The organism is Sulfurifustis variabilis, assembly GCF_002355415.1.
In the GTDB taxonomy this organism is placed as follows: Bacteria; Pseudomonadota; Gammaproteobacteria; order Acidiferrobacterales; family Sulfurifustaceae; genus Sulfurifustis; species Sulfurifustis variabilis.
Map to the genome: position 1 here is coordinate 2,367,397 of NZ_AP014936.1, position 15,938 is coordinate 2,383,334.

The following is a 15,938-nucleotide window of genomic DNA, read 5'->3' on the forward strand; positions in this document are numbered from 1 at the left end:
AAACCCGTTCTTCGCAGAAGAACATCAAGGAGGTAGTGCCATGAAAACGCAAGTTCGTGTGTTCGCCCTGGCGACGTGCCTGGTCGCCGCCGCCCCGCTCATGAGCGCGTGCCAGACCGAGCGCACCGCGGGGCAGACGGTCGACGACTCCGCGATCAACGCCAAGGTCAAATCGCAACTGCTCGCCGATCCACAGGTCTCGGGTCTCAATGTCAACGTCACCACGTACCGCGGACAGGTGCAGCTGAGCGGCTACGTGAACAGCAACGAGCAGCGCCAGCGCGCCGAGCAGATCGCCCGGAACGTCGAAGGCGTGAAATCGGTCTCGAATGATCTGATCGTGAAGGCGCAGTAGCGGAGGCAACATGGCAACGGACAAGCCCCACCAGGCGGTCAGCAGTGCGGAGCAGACGGTCCAGTCGACGACCGAACGCGTAGCGCGAGCGGCACACGAGGCCATCGACTCGTTGAGCGGGTACGGCGGGCGCACCGAGGAGCGGCTCAGGGAAACCGGCCGCCGCGCGGGCGAGACGACCCGGGAGTACGCGGACGAGTTGAGCGGATACGTCTCCAAGCGGCCGCTCGCGGCGCTCGCGATAGCGCTCGGCGTGGGCTTTTTCATGGGTATGTTGTCCCGCGGGCGGGATTGACGGCGCATGGCGGCCCCGGCTGCGAAGGTCGGCGCGGCGACGGCGGAGCAGCCGGCGGCGCCCAAAACCGGGCCGGAGGTGAGCCTGCTCGGCCTTGCCTCGACGGGTGTGCGGTCGCTTCGCGACTACACGGGCGCCGTGCTGGAGATGGCGGCGCTCGAGTCCCGGCTCGCGGGCCTGACGCTCGCGTTCATCGCCGGCCTGGCTCTCGCGGTCGGCGTACTGGCGCTCACGACGTGGGGCTTGCTGATCGCCGCCGGCGTGCGCGGCCTCATGGCGCTCGGGCTGAGCGCGGGTGTCGCGCTGCTCGTCGCGGCGGCCGTGAACGCCGTTGTCGCGGTCGGCCTGCTCGCAGTCATCCCGCGCCTGAGCCGAAGGCTCACCTTTCGCGCCACACGGCGTGCGCTCAAGGGCGAGTAGATCCCGGAGAGAAACGCGGCAATGCGACTGACGAAACAGATTCGCCTCAAGGAACGGCAGGCGGAGGTCGCCAAACAGGCGCTGGAGCAGAGCGTCGCGGACCTGCGTCAGGCGTGGCGACGGAAGCTGGCTTCGCGCGGCGCGCTGGTGCTCGGTTTTTCCGGGGGGCTTGCAATCGGCTTCTGGCGGGGAGGACGCAGGAGGACGACGGCGCGTGCGGAACCGGCAGGCTCCGGCATGCGGCGAGGCGCCCGGCGCGCCCGCACCTCGTTGCCGCCGCACTGGCTCGGCCACTACCTGGTCTGGCCGTTCCTGCTCACTACTGCGCGGGACTTCGTCGTCTCGCGCCGGCCCAGTCGGCAGGACGGCTGATTGTTTCAACCTGCAACGGAGAAAAGGAGAGCGACTATGAATACGCGCATTCTGACACCGGTCTTACTGGCGGCGTTCTTTGCGATCGGCGCCGCCGCATGCGAACGCGAGGGCGGGGGCACGAGCAGTTCGCCGGGCGGTACAGCCGGCCAGCAGTCACCCGACTCGGGTGCGGGGACGCAGCGCAGCCCGGGGACGACGCCGAGCCAGCCTGGCGGTACGTCCAGCCAGCCGGGCGGTTCTTCTTCGGGCAGCGGAACCCAGCAATAGGGCCCGCGTTTTCAGCAACAACAAACGGGCGGTCATGCCGCCCGAACGAGGTGACTCATGCTCTCGTGGGCGGTGACTTTTCTCATCATCGCGATCATCGCCGCGCTGCTCGGCTTTACCGGCCTGGCGGGAACGGCGGCGACGATCGCCAAGGTGTTGTTCTTCATATTCCTGGTTCTCTTCGTCGTCTTCCTGCTGCTCGGCCGTCGTCCGCCGGTTTAGCGCAGAAGCGTCGCGGAGAATCGGCAGGAGGATTCGATGAACTGGGATCAGATCAAGGGCAACTGGATGCAGGTCAAGGGCAAGGTGAAGGCAAAGTGGGGCGATCTCACCGACGACGAGATCACCCAGATCGACGGGCGTCGCGAGGAGCTCGTCGGAAGGATACAAAAGGCGTACGGCGTCGGCAGGGAGGAAGCGGAGCGCCAGGTAAGCGACTTCGAGCGGACCCTCTGATCCGCCGAATACGCACCGCAGGGAACGGGGCTCGCGCCTCGTTCCTTTTTTTTGACGCTCGCGTTCGCGACGTTCGCGCGCACGTCCGGGCGCGGGTTTGTCCCTCTCGACATTTTCCGAGCGATCGTCTTTCCCGCACCAATCCTACGGAAAACCCCTGAGGGCGTTCTGGGGCAAGTCCGGATTTCTCCGCTTCCTCCCAGCCCGTAGAGTCTCGCGTGCCTGCACGGCAAGCAGAGAACCCGGCCGATCGGGGCGGAACGGCGCAGGATGCGCGCCGCGGCGAGGAGATATGGCAACGGGCGTGGTGAAGTGGTTCAGCGAGAGCCGTGGCTACGGCTTCATCGCACCGAGCAACGGCGGGGACGACGTGTTCGCGCACTACTCCGCCATCGAAATGGACGGGTTCCGGACCTTGCGCGAGGGACAGCAGGTCGAGTTTCAGATGGCGGACGGCCCGATGGGACCGGAAGCAGTGAGAATCCGCGCGGTCATGGCGCCCACGGAGAGCGCCATGGACCCGCGCTGAGGGGCCGGAAGGAGCCGAAGTCATGGAGCACCGCTGCGGAACCCGGCGGCAGATCGACACGGGAGTGATCGTCGACTGTCGGCCCAACGGATTGATACACGGACGGATCCGGAACATCAGCGTCGGAGGGCTGTTCGTGAAAATGCGGCCGATGCCGGGTCTGGCCAGCGACCGGGTGAAAGTCGTCTTCGTGCGCAGGGAACGCGGCGTCTCGCGCATCTATCGGCTGCCGGCGGTCGTCATGCGGTGGTCGCGCGAAGGCGCGGGTTTGATGTTCAGCGAGCTCACGCCGAACGCGTTTTACGCACTGCTGGCGATCCTGCTGGCCGAAGAGCAGCGCCACCGTGAACGCGCCGCTCGATCCGGCGCCGTGACGCGTGGAAGCTCGCGAGGTTCCTGGTTCAACAAGTAGGGCCGCCACGCGGCCGTGATTCAAGGAGGGTACGATGGATCAAAGAAAGCACGCCGATCACCGCTGGAGCACGCGCCAGCCGATCACGTTCCCGGTCAAGCTCTTCCGGGGCGGAGAACCAATCGGGCAGGGACGCGCTCACAACGTCGGGATCGGCGGCATGTTCGTGGAGCTCGGCTCGCACAGGATCCCCGCGGACGCGCCGCTTTCGGTCGCCTTCACCGTCGATGTCAACGGAATGACGACACACCATCGGCTGCCGGCCACGGTGATCTGGGAGGGCGACCGCGGCGCCGGGCTCATGTTCACGGATTTCAACGTCGACACGGTGCACGCGCTTCGGGAGATTCTCTACCCGGCGTCGGCGGCGTCCTGAGACGCCGGCCCGGAGTACGCGCGGCTTCGGACAAGGAGCAGTAAACGAACACGGAGGTTCACGATGCCAACCGCGGCTGTCGCCCGCCGCAAGGACGCGGCCGGCGTGGCGGTGGCGCAGGACAGGAAGGCTTACCGCGACGGGTTCACGCAATACATCGGAACGGTGCTCCGTCACCTGGAGGCCCATTACGCGGCCGACAAGTGGGACGTCCTGATGTACGTCGTCACCTACGTACTCGTCTTCCTGCTCTTCGCGACCGATATTTTCGGCTGAACCCCCTTTCGTCGTCGGCTCCCTTCCGCGCGGTCGGAACGGTCGGTTGCGGTGCGGCCCCGGATATCAGGGGCAAGGGGTGTTGAGCAGCAACATGCCCCAGGCACCCGCGAGCAGGAACGACGCGACGACCAGGGTCGCACCGAGCAGCATCAACGCCGTGCGCCGGGCGGGCGTTTGTCCCACCGTCGTTTCCGCCCGCCGGAGGACGCGCGGCAGGTGAAGGCCGGCGAACAGAATCAGGACGAGCGCGGCTAGGGTCAGCGCCCCGAGAAGGAACACGGTGACCGGCACGCCGAAGAAGTCGACGTCCTCGAACGCGGGGGCGCAACCGAGGCGAAAGACTCCGAAGGCGAGGATCGCATAGGCGGCCAGCACCAGGGGTGCGGCGAAGAGCTCGAGGAGCGAGCGGTCACGAGGCAGACGACGGCGCATGATGACACACGAAGTTCTTGTTGTGGGTGCGGTTCACGAGGGACCGCGCGAAGCGCTGCATCATACGCAATCGCAGGGAACCTGCGAAGCGCGCCGGTGCTGTCGCCGGCAAACGACAAGACAACCGGCGGGCAATCAAGACCGTATCGCGCGGCGCGTATCGCCTGTCGGGCCGTCCCGACACCGCGGGCCGCGGGTGCGCGCGCTGACGCCGCCGCGCAGCGCGGCTGGCATGGTACGGCGTTTGCTACCCTGCCCGCGTGAGCTCTTCGAATCGCGCACGAATGGCATTTCTGCCGGCCGCACTCGTCCTCCTCGCTCTCGTCGCGGGATTCTCCGCGATGGCGGGCTGCGCCGGCGGGCCGACGCGAGCCAGTACCGGCGAGTACATCGACGACAGCGTCGTGACCTCGAAGGTGAAAACGGCCCTCTTCCGGGACCCCGACGTGAGCGGGTTCCAGGTGAGCGTCGAGACCCACAAAGGCCAAGTGCAGCTGAGCGGCTTTGTCGATACCCCGGAGCAGAAGGCCCGGGCCGAGCGGGTCGCCCGCTCGGTCGAGGGCGTGCGCTCGGTGACCAACAGCATCATTGTTAAACCGCGCTGACGACGGAGAAAGTGCCATGGCCATGGAGCAAGCCCATTCTGCAGTGAGCAGCGCCGAGCAGGCGGCGCAGACGGCAACGGAACGTCTCGCGCAGACGGCCCACGAGACGGTCGACACGCTGAGCGAGTACGGCGCCCGTGCGGAGCAGCAACTGCGGGAGACCGGCCGTCTCGCGGGCGAACAGTCCCGGGAACTGATAGACCAGATCAACGAGTACATCGTGGCGCACCCGATGGCGGCGATCGGCATCGCGGTCGGCGCCGGTTTTCTGCTCGGCGCCCTCGCTCGCCGGGGCGTGCAGGCCGGAGACTGACTCGATGCGAACGCGCTGTCCCGGCTGGCTGTACGGGGCGGCCGCCGCGATGCTGGCCGTGAGCGCGTGCTCGAACGAGGTCACGCCGCGCAAGAACCGCCCGGCGGACCGGTCGGGCACGCAGTTACGCGCGGGTCGACGCGGAAAAGGTCGAGGCACGGGGCCTCGCCGCCGTCGCAGGCTCGCACTCGCCCGACCCAGGACACTTTTACCCTAAAGGAGAAACGAAGCGATGAGACTCAGAACGACCACGATGGGCGCCGTGATGGGCGCCGCGGTAGCGATACTCGCCTTCAGCGGCTGCGAGCGAGAAGGCCCCGCGGAGCGCGCGGGCGAACGGATCGATCGCGGGGTCGAGAAGGCCGGCGATTCGCTCGAACGCGCCGGCGATCGTGCGCAGGACCGGGTTGACCGCTGAACAGGCGCAAGGACGAACCCCGAGAAAGGAGATCTCACATGGCAACGATCATCGAACCTACCACGACCAGTCTGGAAAGCAGGTCGACACGCCGACCCTACTTCTCCGCCATCCGCTGGGGCGCCGTGCTGGCCGGCGTCGTCAGCGGGACCGCAAGCTATCTGCTGCTCGCCCTGCTCGGCGTGGCGGTCGGTCTGACGGCGGTCGATCCGCAGGCGGCCGAGCCGGTCGGCGCCGTGCCGCTCGGCGCCGGCATCTGGACCGGCATCAGCATGCTCGTCGGCGCCTTCATCGGGGGCTACGTGGCGGGGAACATGTCCGGTCTTTCGCGCCTCACCGACGGCATGCTCCACGGGTTCGTCTCATGGGGCGCGACCACGCTGCTCTACGCGTTCATCACGGTCAGCGCACTCGGTGCCCTGCTCGGCGGCACGTTCAGCGTGCTGAGCTCGACCGTGCAAGGCGCCGCGCAGGCGGCTCCCGCGGGCGGCCAGCAGAACGTGATGGACCAGCTGGCCGGGATGATCACCGGCACCGGAGAGGGGCAGGTGAACGCGGAGACCCTGTCCTCGCTGCAGCAGGCGATGCAGGCGGGCGACCGCGACCGCGCGGTGAACATCATGGTCAACAACATGGGATTCACGCCGGAGCGCGCGCAGCAGACGGTGGACAAGGCGATGCCGCTCTTCAGTCAGCAGAACGTGCGCGGGGCCGCGGAACAGACGACCGAGGCACTGACTGCCGCCTCCTGGTGGCTCTTCATCGGCCTGCTCCTGTCGCTCGCGCTCGGAATCGCGGGTGGCGCGGCCGGCGTGCGCGCGACCACCAACCGCGTCGTCGGCGATCATGTTTCCGAACGCCACCACGTGCGCGGCATACCCGAGCCCTGAGGACGGGATCGGACGGACGGGACATCCGCCTCCGCGGCCGTCCCCGTCGCCCGGCGGCGGCGTCGGGGCGTCGTGGACGGCGCGACCGGATCACACAGCATCAGGAGACCAGGTCATGGACGTATTCAAGCTGCTGAAGCAGGACCACGCGGAGGTTGCCAAGCTTTTCAAGAAACTCGAAGAGAGCTCGGAGCGCGCCGTCAAGACGCGGGAGAAGACGTTCAAGGAGCTGGCGAAGGAGCTCACGGTCCACACGCAGGTCGAGGAGGAAATCTTCTACCCGCGGCTCCGGGAGGAGGAGTCACTCCGCGAAATCATCAACGAGGCGATCGAGGAGCATCACGTCGCGGACACGCTGCTCGAGGAGATCTCCGCGATGCCCACCGACGACGAGCAGTGGGAAGCGAAACTGACCGTGCTGAAGGAAGTCATCGAGCACCACGTCGAGGAAGAGGAAAAGGAACTGTTCCCGAAGGCGGAGAAGCTGATCGACAAGGACGAGGCGGCCGAAATGGCCCAGACCATCACCGAAGAAAAGGAAGGAATGATGAAGGGCGCGCACAAGGGCGCCAAAGAGATGTTCGCGCGACTGGGGCTCTGATCGCGCGCGTCCGCGACGGGGCGGGCGGTGTCCGCCCCGGCACGCCAGGTTGGTCCGGATACGGAAACGAAACGTCCGGCCGCGTCGAGCGGTCAGGACGAAGGGGGCCGCTGGCCCGAAGGCGTGGTGGTGCGGAAGGCCTTCGGCTCGAGGTGATAGCGCCGCAGGAGCTTGTAGAACTCCGTGCGATTGCGCTGAGCGAGCCGCGCGGCCCGGCTCACGTTTCCCGCCGTCATGCGCAGCAGCTGGGTGAGGTACTCGCGCTCGAACTGATCCCGTTTCTCCGCGAACGACAGGACCTGCGGCGGCTGGTTGTGCAGGGCCTTGCGCACCAGGCTGGCCGGGATCACCGGCGTGGTCGAGAGCGCGCAGGTCTGTTCGACGACGTTCTGCAGCTGCCGGACGTTGCCGGGCCACGGCGCGCTGATCAGCAGCTCCATCGCCTCCGGGGAGAAGCTCTTGGGCTCCCGGCCGCCGCGCTCGCTGATCTCTACGAGAAAGTGAGCGACGAGAAGCGGGATGTCCTCCGGCCGCTTCGCGAGAGGCGGAAGCACGAGGGTGACGACGTTGAGCCGGTAATAAAGGTCCTGCCGGAACTCCCCCGCTGCAACCGCCGCGTCCAGGTCCCGGTGCGTGGCGGAGATCACGCGCACGTCGATGGGAATGGTTTCGCTCGAGCCCACCGGCCGCACTTCCTTCTCCTGGAGCACCCGCAGGAGCTTCGCCTGGAAAGTGAGCGTCATGTCGCCGATCTCGTCGAGAAACAACGTCCCTTTGTGCGCGGCCTGGAACAGCCCTTTGTAGGTTTGCATCGCTCCCGTGAAGGCGCCCTTCACGTGGCCGAAAAGCTCGGATTCGAGCAACGTCTCCGGAATGGCGCTGCAGTTCATCGCCACGAAGGGCTCGCCGCACCGCCGGCTCGCCTTGTGGATCGCGCGGGCCAGCAGCTCCTTGCCGGTTCCGCTTTCGCTCTGGATGAGCACCGACGCCTCGCTGTCCGCGACGAGACGCGCCTGCTGCAGCAGGTCCTCCATCACCGCGCTCTGGCTGATGATCTCCGACCGCCACGCGTCGTCCGGCGGTTCCGCGTCCCCTGCCGGCATGGGTCGCGGCGCTCCCGCCACGTGCAGCGCCTGCTCGACCGCCTTGAGCAGCCCCTTGCTGTCGAAGGGCTTGGTCAGGTAGCCGAAGACACCGCGCTTGATCGCCTCGACGGCATCGGGAATCGTGCCGTGCGCGGTGAGGATGATCACGGGAAGCGCCGGATGACGCTCGTGGATCGCGTTGTACAGCGCCATGCCGTCGATCCCGTCCATGCGCAGGTCCGTGACCACGAGCTGCGGCTGCGACGCGGCGAGGTAGGCAAGCGCCTTTTCGCCGCTCTCAGCCGTCTCCACGGAGTAGCCGGCGGCGTTGAGCCGCATGGCCAGCAGCCGGAGCAGCCCGAGGTCGTCGTCGACCAGCAGTATCTGCGCGCGCGAAGGCATCAGCGGGGTTGGATCACGGGGGGCATGCGTCGGTCGATCTGCTCCTCGATCGCCTTGAGTTGCTCGAGCTTCCTGCGGAGCGCCTGACGCTCCCTGCGTTCGCTTTCGAGCGTCGCCTCCATCTCGCGGCGCTCGTCCAGCTGCTGCAGGAGCAGGACCGCCAGGCCGCGATAGGATTCGGCATTATAGCCGGACTGGTGGGCGGCCTGCAGGAGCAGATGACGCGCGCGAGCGTCGTCGCGAAACGGGGCCTGCTTCAGCCCGAGCAGCACCGCGAGCCGGATGCGGTTCGCGGGACTCCCCTCGTCCCGAAATCCCTGCTCGCGCTCCGAGTACTCCCGCTGGAGCGCGCCCGGCGCGAGCAGTCGCACGCGCTCCGCATAACTGATCAGATCCTCCAGCTCGGACGACGCGTGCTCGCACTCGTAGGAACCCGCGACGACGGGCGACGCCGACGACGATCGGCTGGGTGGCGCGGCGCAGCCCGCGACGATGACGACACACGCGAGCGAAGCCGCCGCGGCGGAAACGCGACAATCCATTGCCCCTCCTCTCAGCCGCGAAAGATTACGCACCGGCCAGCGGAAGCGCAACGCGGATGTGCGCGCCGCCCTTCGAGTCCACGACTTCAATGCTGCCTTTGTGCAGGCGTGTGTACGCGTGCGCGATGGCGAGACCGAGCCCGCTGCCCTGCATGAGCGCGCTTTGCGGTGTCGGACGACCCTGGTAGAAGGCATCGAAGACCTTTCCGCGCTCCCGCGGATCGATTCCCGGTCCTTGATCGCGGACGTCCACCAGCGCGCGACCGGCCTCGCGCGAGAGAGCGATGTCGATTGCGCCGCCGGGCGGAGAATACTTGATCGCGTTCGAGAGCAGGTTGTCGAAGATCGACTTGAGCTTCTCGCGGTCGCCGATCACGGTGGCTTCGTGCAGGTCGGTGTGCACGGCGAGACGGCGCGAGGCAAGCAGCGGCTTCTGGTCGTCGATCACGCTGGCGAGCAGCCGATGCAGCTGAATCGGCCGCTCGTTGAGAAAGGGATCTTCCGTCTGCGCGATCGAGAAGTTGATCAGATCGTCGATCAGCTTCTGCAGCCGCACGCTGTTCGCCTGGAGAATGCGCGCGATCTCGGCCTGTTGGCGGTTGAGCGTGCCCGGTACTTCGTCGTGCAGAAGCTCGATACCTTCGCGTATCGCGGCGAGCGGCGTCTTCAGTTCGTGCGAGATGTTGCGCACGATCGTGACCTTGTGCTGCTCCAGCCCGCGCAGCCGAAGTCGCAGCCAGTCGAGCTGGCGCCCGAGCTCCTCTAGATCCCGCGGTCCCGAGACACGCACACCGTCCAGGAATCGCCCCTCCCCCAGCGAAGTGATCGCGTTCTTGATCTGCCGGATCGGCCGGTTGATCAGCACGCTGTACACCGCTGCGAGCACGAGCGCCGCGGGGATCAGCGCAATCGCCTGCACGATCAACCGCCGTTGGGTCTCGGCCGCGCCGAGCTGGATGTCATCGACCGCCCGGCTCACGAGTTCGCCGCTCTCGGCCAGAATCGCGCGAGCGGCCGCGTCCAGGACGGAGAAGCGCTCGGCGACGGACGGGCCCGGCGCGGGCGCCCCCGCGAGTGCCTGGTGCATCGCGGACTCCTCCTGGAGCAGGCCCTGCAGTCGTCGGCGCTGTTCCCCGGTCAGGGGTCGGGCGGCGAGCCGTTGCGCGTCCTGAAGGAAGCGCGCGCGGCGCTCCAGATAAACCTCGAACAGCTCCCGGTCGCGAAGCACGTCGTACTGCCGGGCGGCCCGCTCGAGAAAGGTCACGTCGGTGGCGAACACCTGGCTGACATGCAGGGTTTCGGCGGCGTCGTAGATCGCCTGTCGGCTCTGGCGGGCGAGGCGATCGACGGACAGAATCGCGGCCACCTGCCCGATGATCAGCAGCAGGGCGAGGAGGAAAAACCCCGTCAGAATGAGCTGGAGGCTGGAGGTGAAACGATAAAAGGACGGACGCATCCCGGCGGCTGGCACGCTCCCTTCCGCGATGCTATCACCGGTCTTCCGAAAATTACCCGCTCAAGCGACGGGCGCGTTCCCGGCCGGCGAAAAAAAAGCGCCGCGGCGGCCTCACGGCCGTCGCGGCCCGTCCCTGGATCCGCCCGCCCCGGGAGTCCCCTGGGGAGGAGGGGCCGAAGACACCCGAAGCGGGATCCCGTCCCTGGGAATTTAAGGATCGTGCTACCGACTGCCGCTCTTCTCCTGCTTGCGCTCGGGCTTTTGGCCTTTCTTGGCGGCCTCGTACTCCGACTTGCTCAGCTGGCCGTCACTGTTCCGGTCCGCCTTCGAGAAGTCGAGCCCCTGTACCGAACCCGCCTCTTCCTTGCTGACCATGCCGTTGCCGTCGGCGTCGACTTTCTGGAAGGATGCCCACTCGCCGGCCTTGGCCCCTTTCCCTTCCTGCGCGGCATATGCCGTGAAGGAGAAGGCGGAAACAGCAAGCGCGACGATCGCGGCCTTATTGAGTGTGTTCATGTTCGCTTCTCCATAGCTGGTTGGTTTTTGATTACCACCGCGCGCCGGAACGAACCCACCGCTCGGTGCGCTTTGCTCACGTCTTTCCGTGCCACTTCCTTTACCGCTCGGGGTAGCCGCCGCTCCCTTTCTGCGGGCTTTTCTCGCTTCCGCTGGGCGTGATCGGGCTCCCGCCGCTGCCTTCGCCCTTCAGACTCGGACCGCCGCTGCGGGCCGCTTCGTATTCCTGCCGACTCAGCCGCTGGTCGCCGTCGGCGTCGTAGTTCATGAAGCTGAGACCCGGCACGGCCGCCGCTTCGCTCTGATCGACGAAGCCGTCGCCGTTCTTGTCCACGTCCGTGAACGAGCCCCAGCTGCTGCGGTCCGCCGATCCCGTCGACGAGCCGGTCGCACCGCCCGCGGCGGGCTGATCGCTTTGCACGCCGCCGCGCGTGGCGTCGGCCGCGTAGGCCGAAACGGAAAGCGCCGACAGCGCAAAAGCGAGCACACCTGCCTTCCCGATGGTTCCCATGAGTACCTCCTTGCTAGCCTTCGATTGCTCACGCCCACGGCGTTTTGCGGGCGCACCAGAATTCTCTCTTCGCGCAAAAACGTAGGGCCGGGTCGCGCGACGCGCGACCCGGCCGAACGCGTCCTACCGGGTCATGCCGCCGCCGGAGGAACCGCCGGGGCTGGAGCTGCCGCCCGGGCTCGAGCTGCCGCCGGGGCTGGAGCTGCCACCCGGGCTCGAGCTGCCGCCGGGGCTGGAGCTGCCGCCCTTCTTCATCGCCGCCTCGTACTCCGAACGGCTGAGCTTCCCGTCGCTGTCGCTGTCGGCCGTGGAGAAGTCGAGACCGGAGATCGACTGCGCCTCGCTGCGCTCGATGGAGCCGCTGCTGTCCTTGTCCGCCTGAGTGAAGGACGGCATGCCGCCTGCCCCCGCTGCGCCACCGGCGCCGGTAGTGCCTTTCTCGCCTGCTGCGAAGCCGACGCTCGAGAACGCCGACAGCGCGAAGGCAACGATCACTGTCCTGGTGAGTTTCATAGAGATCTCCTTGAAAAAGTGATTGCCATCCGAATGCACACGGAGTACTCCGTGTCACGCCGTCGTAGCAATGCGTATGCCAGGAGCCAAGCGCCCGGAAACGCTACGTACGGAGAGCGAAAGACCGCGCTCTCAAGATCGTTTGTCGTCCGCGGGCGACACCCGCGTTTGGCGCGGCCGAACGACGATTGATTTGGCGCGTATTCTCTTGTCTCTCGACAGCGACAAGAACGGCCTCACACCCCGCGCGACGCGACCCCGACGGGGAAACCCGGGAGACATCGGGTGCGATCGGACGGTGCGCGTCGGGCGGAGCTGCGGCCGCGCCCGCGGGGGAGCGGCGTGCTCAGGCGGTGCGGCGGGAAGACGCGTGAACGAGGCCGGCGCGTGGCACGCCGATTGCTGGCATCGCGTCGAGAATCACGGAGGCGCGGAAATGCGGATTATTCTACTGTGGCTACTCGGGGTACCCCTGAGCGTCATCGTCCTGTTGATGCTGTTCGGTATCCTTTGACGCGTCGTGTCATGCCGGCTTGTCGGCGCTGCCGGGAACGGCCGCCTCAGCCGCGCAAAAACCGATCCTGGTGTGGGTGCCGTCGCAAAACGGCTTGCTCGTCGATCCGCCGCACCGGCAAAGGGCGAACGGGCGGCGGGGAACCGGATAAGGCTTGCCGTTCCAGTCGACGAGCTCGACGTCGTCTCCCTCTACGAGATAGGGACCATTCTGTCGCACGGTTATTCTTGCCATTGAGCGGCTCCTGTTGTGGTTCGGTATGGATGTATGGTTGTGAACCGCGTTCCCGGGCGCGGCCGGGACGAGACGGGTGCGCCCGGGAGAACGGCTGCTACTCGTCCGTCACGCAGCCCTCGGAAGCGCTCCTGACGTTCTTGATGTATTTGTAGAGGGTCCCGCGCGCGGCCTTGAAGGGCGGCATGGTCCATGCCGCACGGCGTCTCGCCATCTCCTCGTCGCTCACCCCCACGCTCAGCGCGTTCTCCGCCGCGTCGATCGTGATCACGTCGCCGTCGCGGATGAGCGCGATCGGCCCCCCTTCCTGGGCCTCGGGCACGACGTGGCCGATGATGAAGCCGTGCGAGCCTCCGGAGAAGCGGCCATCGGTGATGAGCGCGACGTCCTTGCCCAGTCCCGCGCCCATGATCGCGGATGTCGGCGTCAGCATCTCCGGCATGCCCGGGCCACCCTTCGGGCCCTCGTACCGGATCACGACCACCTCGCCCTTCCGGATCTCGCCGCGTTCGAGCGCCGCGAGCATGTCCTCCTCGGCGTCGTACACGCGCGCGGGCCCGCGAAAGACGAGCCCCTCCTTGCCGGTGATCTTCGCGACCGCGCCGCCGGGCGCGAGATTGCCCTTGAGGATGCGGATGTGACCGGACGGCTTGATCGGGTCGCTCAATCGCCGCACCACGTCCTGTCCCGGCGGCAGACCGGGCAGGTCCTTGAGGTTCTCCGCGAGCGTCTTTCCGGTGACCGTGTAGCATTCGCCGTTGAGCAACCCCTCCTGCAGGAGATACTTCATCACCGCCGGCGTGCCGCCGACCTTGTGAAGGTCCTCCATCACGTAGCGCCCGCTCGGCTTGAGGTCCGCGATGTACGGCACGCGGTCGGATACCTTCTGGAAATCGTCGATCGTGAGCGACACGCCGACGGCGCGCGCCATGGCGATCAGGTGGAGGACGGCGTTGGTCGATCCGCCCAGGGCCATCACCATCACCATCGCGTTCTCGAACGCCTCCCGCGTCATGATGTCGCGCGGCTTGAGATCGATCTCGAGCAGGTGACGCACGGCCGCGCCGGCGCGGCGGCACTCCTCCTTCTTGGCGTCGTCCACCGCCGGCGTGGACGAGCTGTAGGGCAGCGACATGCCGAGCGCCTCGATCGCGCTCGCCATCGTGTTCGCGGTGTACATGCCGCCGCAGGCACCCGGACCGGGGCAGGAATGCTTCACGATGTCGGCACGCGCGTCGTCCGTGATCTTGCCGGCCAGATACGCCCCGTAACTCTGGAACGCCGAGACGATGTCGAGGGTGTCATGGTCGCGGTGCCCCGGCTTGATCGTGCCGCCGTACACCATGAGCGAAGGCCGGTTGAGCCGGCCCATCGCCATCAGGCAGCCGGGCATGTTCTTGTCGCAGCCGGGAATCGTGACCAGGGCATCGTACCACTGCGCCGCGACCACCGTTTCGATGGAATCGGCGATCAGGTCCCGCGACTGCAGGGAGTAGCTCATCCCTTCCGTGCCCATCGAGATGCCGTCGGATACGCCGATGGTGTTGAACCGCAGGCCGACGAGATCGGCTGCCGCCACGCCCTCCTTCACGAAGGCGGCCAGGTCGTTCAGATGCATGTTGCAGGTGTTGCCTTCCCACCAGACGCTGGCGATACCCACCTCGGGTTTGGCCATGTCGGCCTCGCTGAGCCCCGCGCCGTAGAGCATGGCCTGCGAGGCGCCCTGGGACCGGGGTTCGGTGATTCGGCTGCTGTAGCGGTTGAGCTTCTTCGACACGGATCGACTCCAACACATGCTGCGCACTGGCGGGGGGCGCATACCTTACCAGAGGCAGGGCCTCCGACGAAGCGCGTACGAACCGCGTGCCCAAGCGGGTACAATCCGCGAAAAGCGCCGACCGCCGCCCTTGTATCGTCTCATTCGCCCTTTTCTCTTCCGCCTCGATGCCGAACGCAGCCACCGGTTGACGTTCGGGATGATGCGGGCGGGATACCGTGTTCCCGGTGTCTCTCCCCTGGTGCGCGCCGTCTGCGCGAACCGCGTGCCATCCCTGCCGGTCGAGGCGATGGGACTCCGGTTCCCGAACCCGCTAGGGCTTGCCGCCGGCCTGGACAAGGACGGACGCCATGCGCGGGGGCTGGCGGACTTCGGCTTCGGCTGGCTGGAGCTCGGCACCGTCACCCCGCGGGCGCAGCCGGGCAACCCCGGGCCGCGCATGTTCCGGCTCACCGCCGAACATGCGCTCATCAACCGCATGGGTTTCAACAACCCCGGCGTCGATGCCTTCGTGCGCCATCTCGGCGGCGGCCCCAAGCCGTGCCTGCTCGGCATAAACATCGGCAAGAACCGCGATACCCCCGTCGAGCGGGCGGTCGAGGACTACGTGCATGCCCTGCGCGCGGTGTACATCCATGCGGCTTACGTCGCCGTGAACGTCTCGTCCCCCAATACGCCCGGGCTGCGCGCGCTCCAGGAACAGTCGCGCCTGGAGGAGCTGCTCGGTGCCCTGAAGCTCGAGCAGGCGGCACTCACGCGGGCGCACGGCCTGTACGTCCCCATCGCCCTGAAGATCGCTCCCGACCTTACCGACGAACAGCTCGACACCATCGCCCGCCTCGTACTGGAGCACCGATTCGACGCCGTCATCGCGACGAACACCACGCTCGCCCGTCCCGGAGTCGGCCATGCCCTGCTGGCCGGCGAAGCGGGCGGTTTGAGCGGGCGGCCGCTCAGGGAGCGCGCCACCGTCGTGATCCACAAGCTTCACGCGCAACTGCAGGGCCGTGTCCCGATCATCGGCGTCGGAGGCATCGAGAACGCGGACGACGCCTGGGAAAAGCTGCTGGCGGGAGCCGATCTCGTCCAGATCTACACCGCTCTCGTCTACGAGGGGCCGGGGATCGTTCGGCGCATCGTCGCCGGGCTGGCCGAGCGGGTACGTGCCTCCGGGCACGCCACCCTCGTCGAAGCGGTGAAGGCGGCGCGTCCGGCCCCGGCTGCCGCGCCCACCGCGCGGCCGGCCTGAGCAGCGGCGGTCCGCTCACTTATATATATAGAGATCGACCGGCGGGCTGTGGCGACCCGCCCGACCCTCGTCCATACTTCGGGGGAGCAGACCCCACATCCGGCTCGCGCAACGGA

At 67.2% G+C, this 15,938-nt stretch carries 25 protein-coding genes; 16 read left to right on the forward strand and 9 right to left on the reverse strand.

Translation table 11 applies throughout. From position 1 onward, the window contains the following. The first annotated feature begins 40 nt into the window (after positions 1-40). The 10 genes from SVA_RS11260 to SVA_RS11305 all read left to right on the forward strand — a co-directional run bounded on the left by SVA_RS11260 (position 41) and on the right by SVA_RS11305 (position 3,761). Entirely contained in the window at positions 41-355 is a 315-nt protein-coding gene (locus tag SVA_RS11260; RefSeq protein ID WP_096461316.1) for a BON domain-containing protein, read from the forward strand. 10 nt (positions 356-365) lie between these two features. Then, the gene (locus tag SVA_RS11265; protein ID WP_096461317.1) at positions 366-650 is read left to right on the forward strand and encodes an ElaB/YgaM/YqjD family protein; all 285 of its coding nucleotides are present in this window, start codon (positions 366-368) and stop codon (positions 648-650) included. A 6-nt stretch (positions 651-656) separates the two neighbouring features. Next, positions 657-1,070 (forward strand): hypothetical protein, encoded by a 414-nt coding sequence (locus tag SVA_RS11270; protein ID WP_096461318.1) that lies wholly within the window; start codon positions 657-659, stop codon positions 1,068-1,070. A 21-nt stretch (positions 1,071-1,091) separates the two neighbouring features. Continuing rightward, positions 1,092-1,442 carry a hypothetical protein gene (locus SVA_RS11275; RefSeq protein ID WP_096461319.1) on the forward strand — a complete coding sequence of 117 codons (351 nt, stop codon included), beginning with the start codon at positions 1,092-1,094 and terminating at the stop codon, positions 1,440-1,442. A 327-nt stretch (positions 1,443-1,769) separates the two neighbouring features. Continuing rightward, positions 1,770-1,934, forward strand: a complete 165-nt coding sequence (locus tag SVA_RS11280; protein WP_096461320.1) for a DUF1328 family protein — start codon at positions 1,770-1,772, stop codon at positions 1,932-1,934. Between the two features lie 36 nt (positions 1,935-1,970). Beyond that, entirely contained in the window at positions 1,971-2,168 is a 198-nt protein-coding gene (locus SVA_RS11285; protein WP_096461321.1) for a CsbD family protein, read from the forward strand. 292 nt (positions 2,169-2,460) lie between these two features. Then, entirely contained in the window at positions 2,461-2,697 is a 237-nt protein-coding gene (locus SVA_RS11290; RefSeq protein ID WP_096461322.1) for a cold-shock protein, read from the forward strand. Between the two features lie 22 nt (positions 2,698-2,719). Further along, entirely contained in the window at positions 2,720-3,109 is a 390-nt protein-coding gene (locus SVA_RS11295) for a PilZ domain-containing protein (RefSeq protein ID WP_096461323.1), read from the forward strand. A gap of 34 nt (positions 3,110-3,143) precedes the next feature. Next, positions 3,144-3,485: a PilZ domain-containing protein gene (locus SVA_RS11300; protein ID WP_096461324.1), complete on the forward strand. Its 342-nt coding sequence runs from the start codon at positions 3,144-3,146 to the stop codon at positions 3,483-3,485. Between the two features lie 63 nt (positions 3,486-3,548). Next, positions 3,549-3,761, forward strand: coding sequence for a hypothetical protein (locus tag SVA_RS11305; RefSeq protein ID WP_096461325.1), 213 nt, complete (start codon positions 3,549-3,551; stop codon positions 3,759-3,761). Between the two features lie 66 nt (positions 3,762-3,827). Here the strand turns inward: SVA_RS11305 and SVA_RS11310 are convergent, their stop codons facing one another. Beyond that, on the reverse strand, positions 3,828-4,196 hold the full coding sequence (locus tag SVA_RS11310) for a hypothetical protein (protein ID WP_096461326.1): 369 nt from the start codon (positions 4,194-4,196) through the stop codon (positions 3,828-3,830). A gap of 284 nt (positions 4,197-4,480) precedes the next feature. Between SVA_RS11310 and SVA_RS11315 the strand changes: the two genes are divergently transcribed. From SVA_RS11315 to SVA_RS11330, 5 genes are all read left to right on the forward strand, one after another. Continuing rightward, positions 4,481-4,801: a BON domain-containing protein gene (locus SVA_RS11315; RefSeq protein WP_096461327.1), complete on the forward strand. Its 321-nt coding sequence runs from the start codon at positions 4,481-4,483 to the stop codon at positions 4,799-4,801. A gap of 16 nt (positions 4,802-4,817) precedes the next feature. Next, entirely contained in the window at positions 4,818-5,114 is a 297-nt protein-coding gene (locus SVA_RS11320; RefSeq protein WP_096461328.1) for an ElaB/YgaM/YqjD family protein, read from the forward strand. A gap of 232 nt (positions 5,115-5,346) precedes the next feature. Then, a complete protein-coding gene (locus SVA_RS19470) occupies positions 5,347-5,532 on the forward strand; it encodes a hypothetical protein (protein WP_148665454.1) in 186 nt (61 codons plus the stop codon). Positions 5,533-5,570: 38 nt separating this feature from the next. Next, a complete protein-coding gene (locus tag SVA_RS11325) occupies positions 5,571-6,422 on the forward strand; it encodes a hypothetical protein (RefSeq protein ID WP_096461329.1) in 852 nt (283 codons plus the stop codon). Between the two features lie 115 nt (positions 6,423-6,537). Then, positions 6,538-7,023 carry a hemerythrin domain-containing protein gene (locus SVA_RS11330; RefSeq protein WP_169924060.1) on the forward strand — a complete coding sequence of 162 codons (486 nt, stop codon included), beginning with the start codon at positions 6,538-6,540 and terminating at the stop codon, positions 7,021-7,023. A gap of 92 nt (positions 7,024-7,115) precedes the next feature. Here SVA_RS11330 and SVA_RS11335 read toward each other — a convergent pair whose 3' ends face one another. The 8 genes from SVA_RS11335 to ilvD all read right to left on the reverse strand — a co-directional run bounded on the left by SVA_RS11335 (position 7,116) and on the right by ilvD (position 14,591). Further along, positions 7,116-8,510, reverse strand: a complete 1,395-nt coding sequence (locus SVA_RS11335) for a sigma 54-interacting transcriptional regulator (RefSeq protein ID WP_096461331.1) — start codon at positions 8,508-8,510, stop codon at positions 7,116-7,118. Next, on the reverse strand, positions 8,510-9,052 hold the full coding sequence (locus SVA_RS11340) for a hypothetical protein (RefSeq protein WP_096461332.1): 543 nt from the start codon (positions 9,050-9,052) through the stop codon (positions 8,510-8,512). Before SVA_RS11340 ends, SVA_RS11335 begins: the two co-directional genes overlap by 1 nt. 25 nt (positions 9,053-9,077) lie before the next feature. Next, entirely contained in the window at positions 9,078-10,523 is a 1,446-nt protein-coding gene (locus tag SVA_RS11345) for a HAMP domain-containing sensor histidine kinase (RefSeq protein ID WP_169924061.1), read from the reverse strand. A gap of 207 nt (positions 10,524-10,730) precedes the next feature. Beyond that, on the reverse strand, positions 10,731-11,024 hold the full coding sequence (locus SVA_RS11350) for an EF-hand domain-containing protein (RefSeq protein WP_096462924.1): 294 nt from the start codon (positions 11,022-11,024) through the stop codon (positions 10,731-10,733). 100 nt (positions 11,025-11,124) lie between these two features. Continuing rightward, entirely contained in the window at positions 11,125-11,535 is a 411-nt protein-coding gene (locus SVA_RS11355; RefSeq protein ID WP_096461334.1) for an EF-hand domain-containing protein, read from the reverse strand. A 123-nt stretch (positions 11,536-11,658) separates the two neighbouring features. After that, positions 11,659-12,048 carry an EF-hand domain-containing protein gene (locus SVA_RS20430; protein WP_096461335.1) on the reverse strand — a complete coding sequence of 130 codons (390 nt, stop codon included), beginning with the start codon at positions 12,046-12,048 and terminating at the stop codon, positions 11,659-11,661. Between the two features lie 523 nt (positions 12,049-12,571). Next, positions 12,572-12,796, reverse strand: coding sequence for a CDGSH iron-sulfur domain-containing protein (locus SVA_RS20435; RefSeq protein ID WP_096461336.1), 225 nt, complete (start codon positions 12,794-12,796; stop codon positions 12,572-12,574). A gap of 97 nt (positions 12,797-12,893) precedes the next feature. Next, the gene (ilvD, locus tag SVA_RS11370; RefSeq protein ID WP_096462925.1) at positions 12,894-14,591 is read right to left on the reverse strand and encodes a dihydroxy-acid dehydratase; all 1,698 of its coding nucleotides are present in this window, start codon (positions 14,589-14,591) and stop codon (positions 12,894-12,896) included. A 112-nt stretch (positions 14,592-14,703) separates the two neighbouring features. Here ilvD and SVA_RS11375 point away from each other — a divergent pair, with 112 nt between their 5' ends. Continuing rightward, complete coding sequence (locus SVA_RS11375) at positions 14,704-15,822, forward strand: quinone-dependent dihydroorotate dehydrogenase (protein WP_231971782.1); 1,119 nt, start codon at positions 14,704-14,706, stop codon at positions 15,820-15,822. The last annotated feature ends 116 nt before the right edge of the window (positions 15,823-15,938 follow it).

Bases quoted from the DNA above. Each gene is read 5' to 3' on its own strand.
- SVA_RS11325 (WP_096461329.1), top strand. From the start codon at position 5,571: ATGGCAACGATCATCGAACCTACCACGACCAGTCTGGAAAGCAGGTCG.
- SVA_RS11340 (WP_096461332.1), bottom strand. From the start codon at position 9,052: ATGGATTGTCGCGTTTCCGCCGCGGCGGCTTCGCTCGCGTGTGTCGTC.
- SVA_RS11335 (WP_096461331.1), bottom strand. From the start codon at position 8,510: ATGCCTTCGCGCGCGCAGATACTGCTGGTCGACGACGACCTCGGGCTG.
- SVA_RS11330 (WP_169924060.1), top strand. From the start codon at position 6,538: ATGGACGTATTCAAGCTGCTGAAGCAGGACCACGCGGAGGTTGCCAAG.
- SVA_RS20435 (WP_096461336.1), bottom strand. From the start codon at position 12,796: ATGGCAAGAATAACCGTGCGACAGAATGGTCCCTATCTCGTAGAGGGA.
- SVA_RS11315 (WP_096461327.1), top strand. From the start codon at position 4,481: ATGGCATTTCTGCCGGCCGCACTCGTCCTCCTCGCTCTCGTCGCGGGA.
- SVA_RS11300 (WP_096461324.1), top strand. From the start codon at position 3,144: ATGGATCAAAGAAAGCACGCCGATCACCGCTGGAGCACGCGCCAGCCG.
- SVA_RS11275 (WP_096461319.1), top strand. From the start codon at position 1,092: ATGCGACTGACGAAACAGATTCGCCTCAAGGAACGGCAGGCGGAGGTC.
- SVA_RS11350 (WP_096462924.1), bottom strand. From the start codon at position 11,024: ATGAACACACTCAATAAGGCCGCGATCGTCGCGCTTGCTGTTTCCGCC.
- SVA_RS11285 (WP_096461321.1), top strand. From the start codon at position 1,971: ATGAACTGGGATCAGATCAAGGGCAACTGGATGCAGGTCAAGGGCAAG.
- SVA_RS11295 (WP_096461323.1), top strand. From the start codon at position 2,720: ATGGAGCACCGCTGCGGAACCCGGCGGCAGATCGACACGGGAGTGATC.
- SVA_RS19470 (WP_148665454.1), top strand. From the start codon at position 5,347: ATGAGACTCAGAACGACCACGATGGGCGCCGTGATGGGCGCCGCGGTA.
- SVA_RS11260 (WP_096461316.1), top strand. From the start codon at position 41: ATGAAAACGCAAGTTCGTGTGTTCGCCCTGGCGACGTGCCTGGTCGCC.
- SVA_RS20430 (WP_096461335.1), bottom strand. From the start codon at position 12,048: ATGAAACTCACCAGGACAGTGATCGTTGCCTTCGCGCTGTCGGCGTTC.
- SVA_RS11355 (WP_096461334.1), bottom strand. From the start codon at position 11,535: ATGGGAACCATCGGGAAGGCAGGTGTGCTCGCTTTTGCGCTGTCGGCG.
- ilvD (WP_096462925.1), bottom strand. From the start codon at position 14,591: ATGTGTTGGAGTCGATCCGTGTCGAAGAAGCTCAACCGCTACAGCAGC.
- SVA_RS11290 (WP_096461322.1), top strand. From the start codon at position 2,461: ATGGCAACGGGCGTGGTGAAGTGGTTCAGCGAGAGCCGTGGCTACGGC.
- SVA_RS11320 (WP_096461328.1), top strand. From the start codon at position 4,818: ATGGCCATGGAGCAAGCCCATTCTGCAGTGAGCAGCGCCGAGCAGGCG.
- SVA_RS11265 (WP_096461317.1), top strand. From the start codon at position 366: ATGGCAACGGACAAGCCCCACCAGGCGGTCAGCAGTGCGGAGCAGACG.
- SVA_RS11310 (WP_096461326.1), bottom strand. From the start codon at position 4,196: ATGCGCCGTCGTCTGCCTCGTGACCGCTCGCTCCTCGAGCTCTTCGCC.
- SVA_RS11270 (WP_096461318.1), top strand. From the start codon at position 657: ATGGCGGCCCCGGCTGCGAAGGTCGGCGCGGCGACGGCGGAGCAGCCG.
- SVA_RS11305 (WP_096461325.1), top strand. From the start codon at position 3,549: ATGCCAACCGCGGCTGTCGCCCGCCGCAAGGACGCGGCCGGCGTGGCG.
- SVA_RS11280 (WP_096461320.1), top strand. From the start codon at position 1,770: ATGCTCTCGTGGGCGGTGACTTTTCTCATCATCGCGATCATCGCCGCG.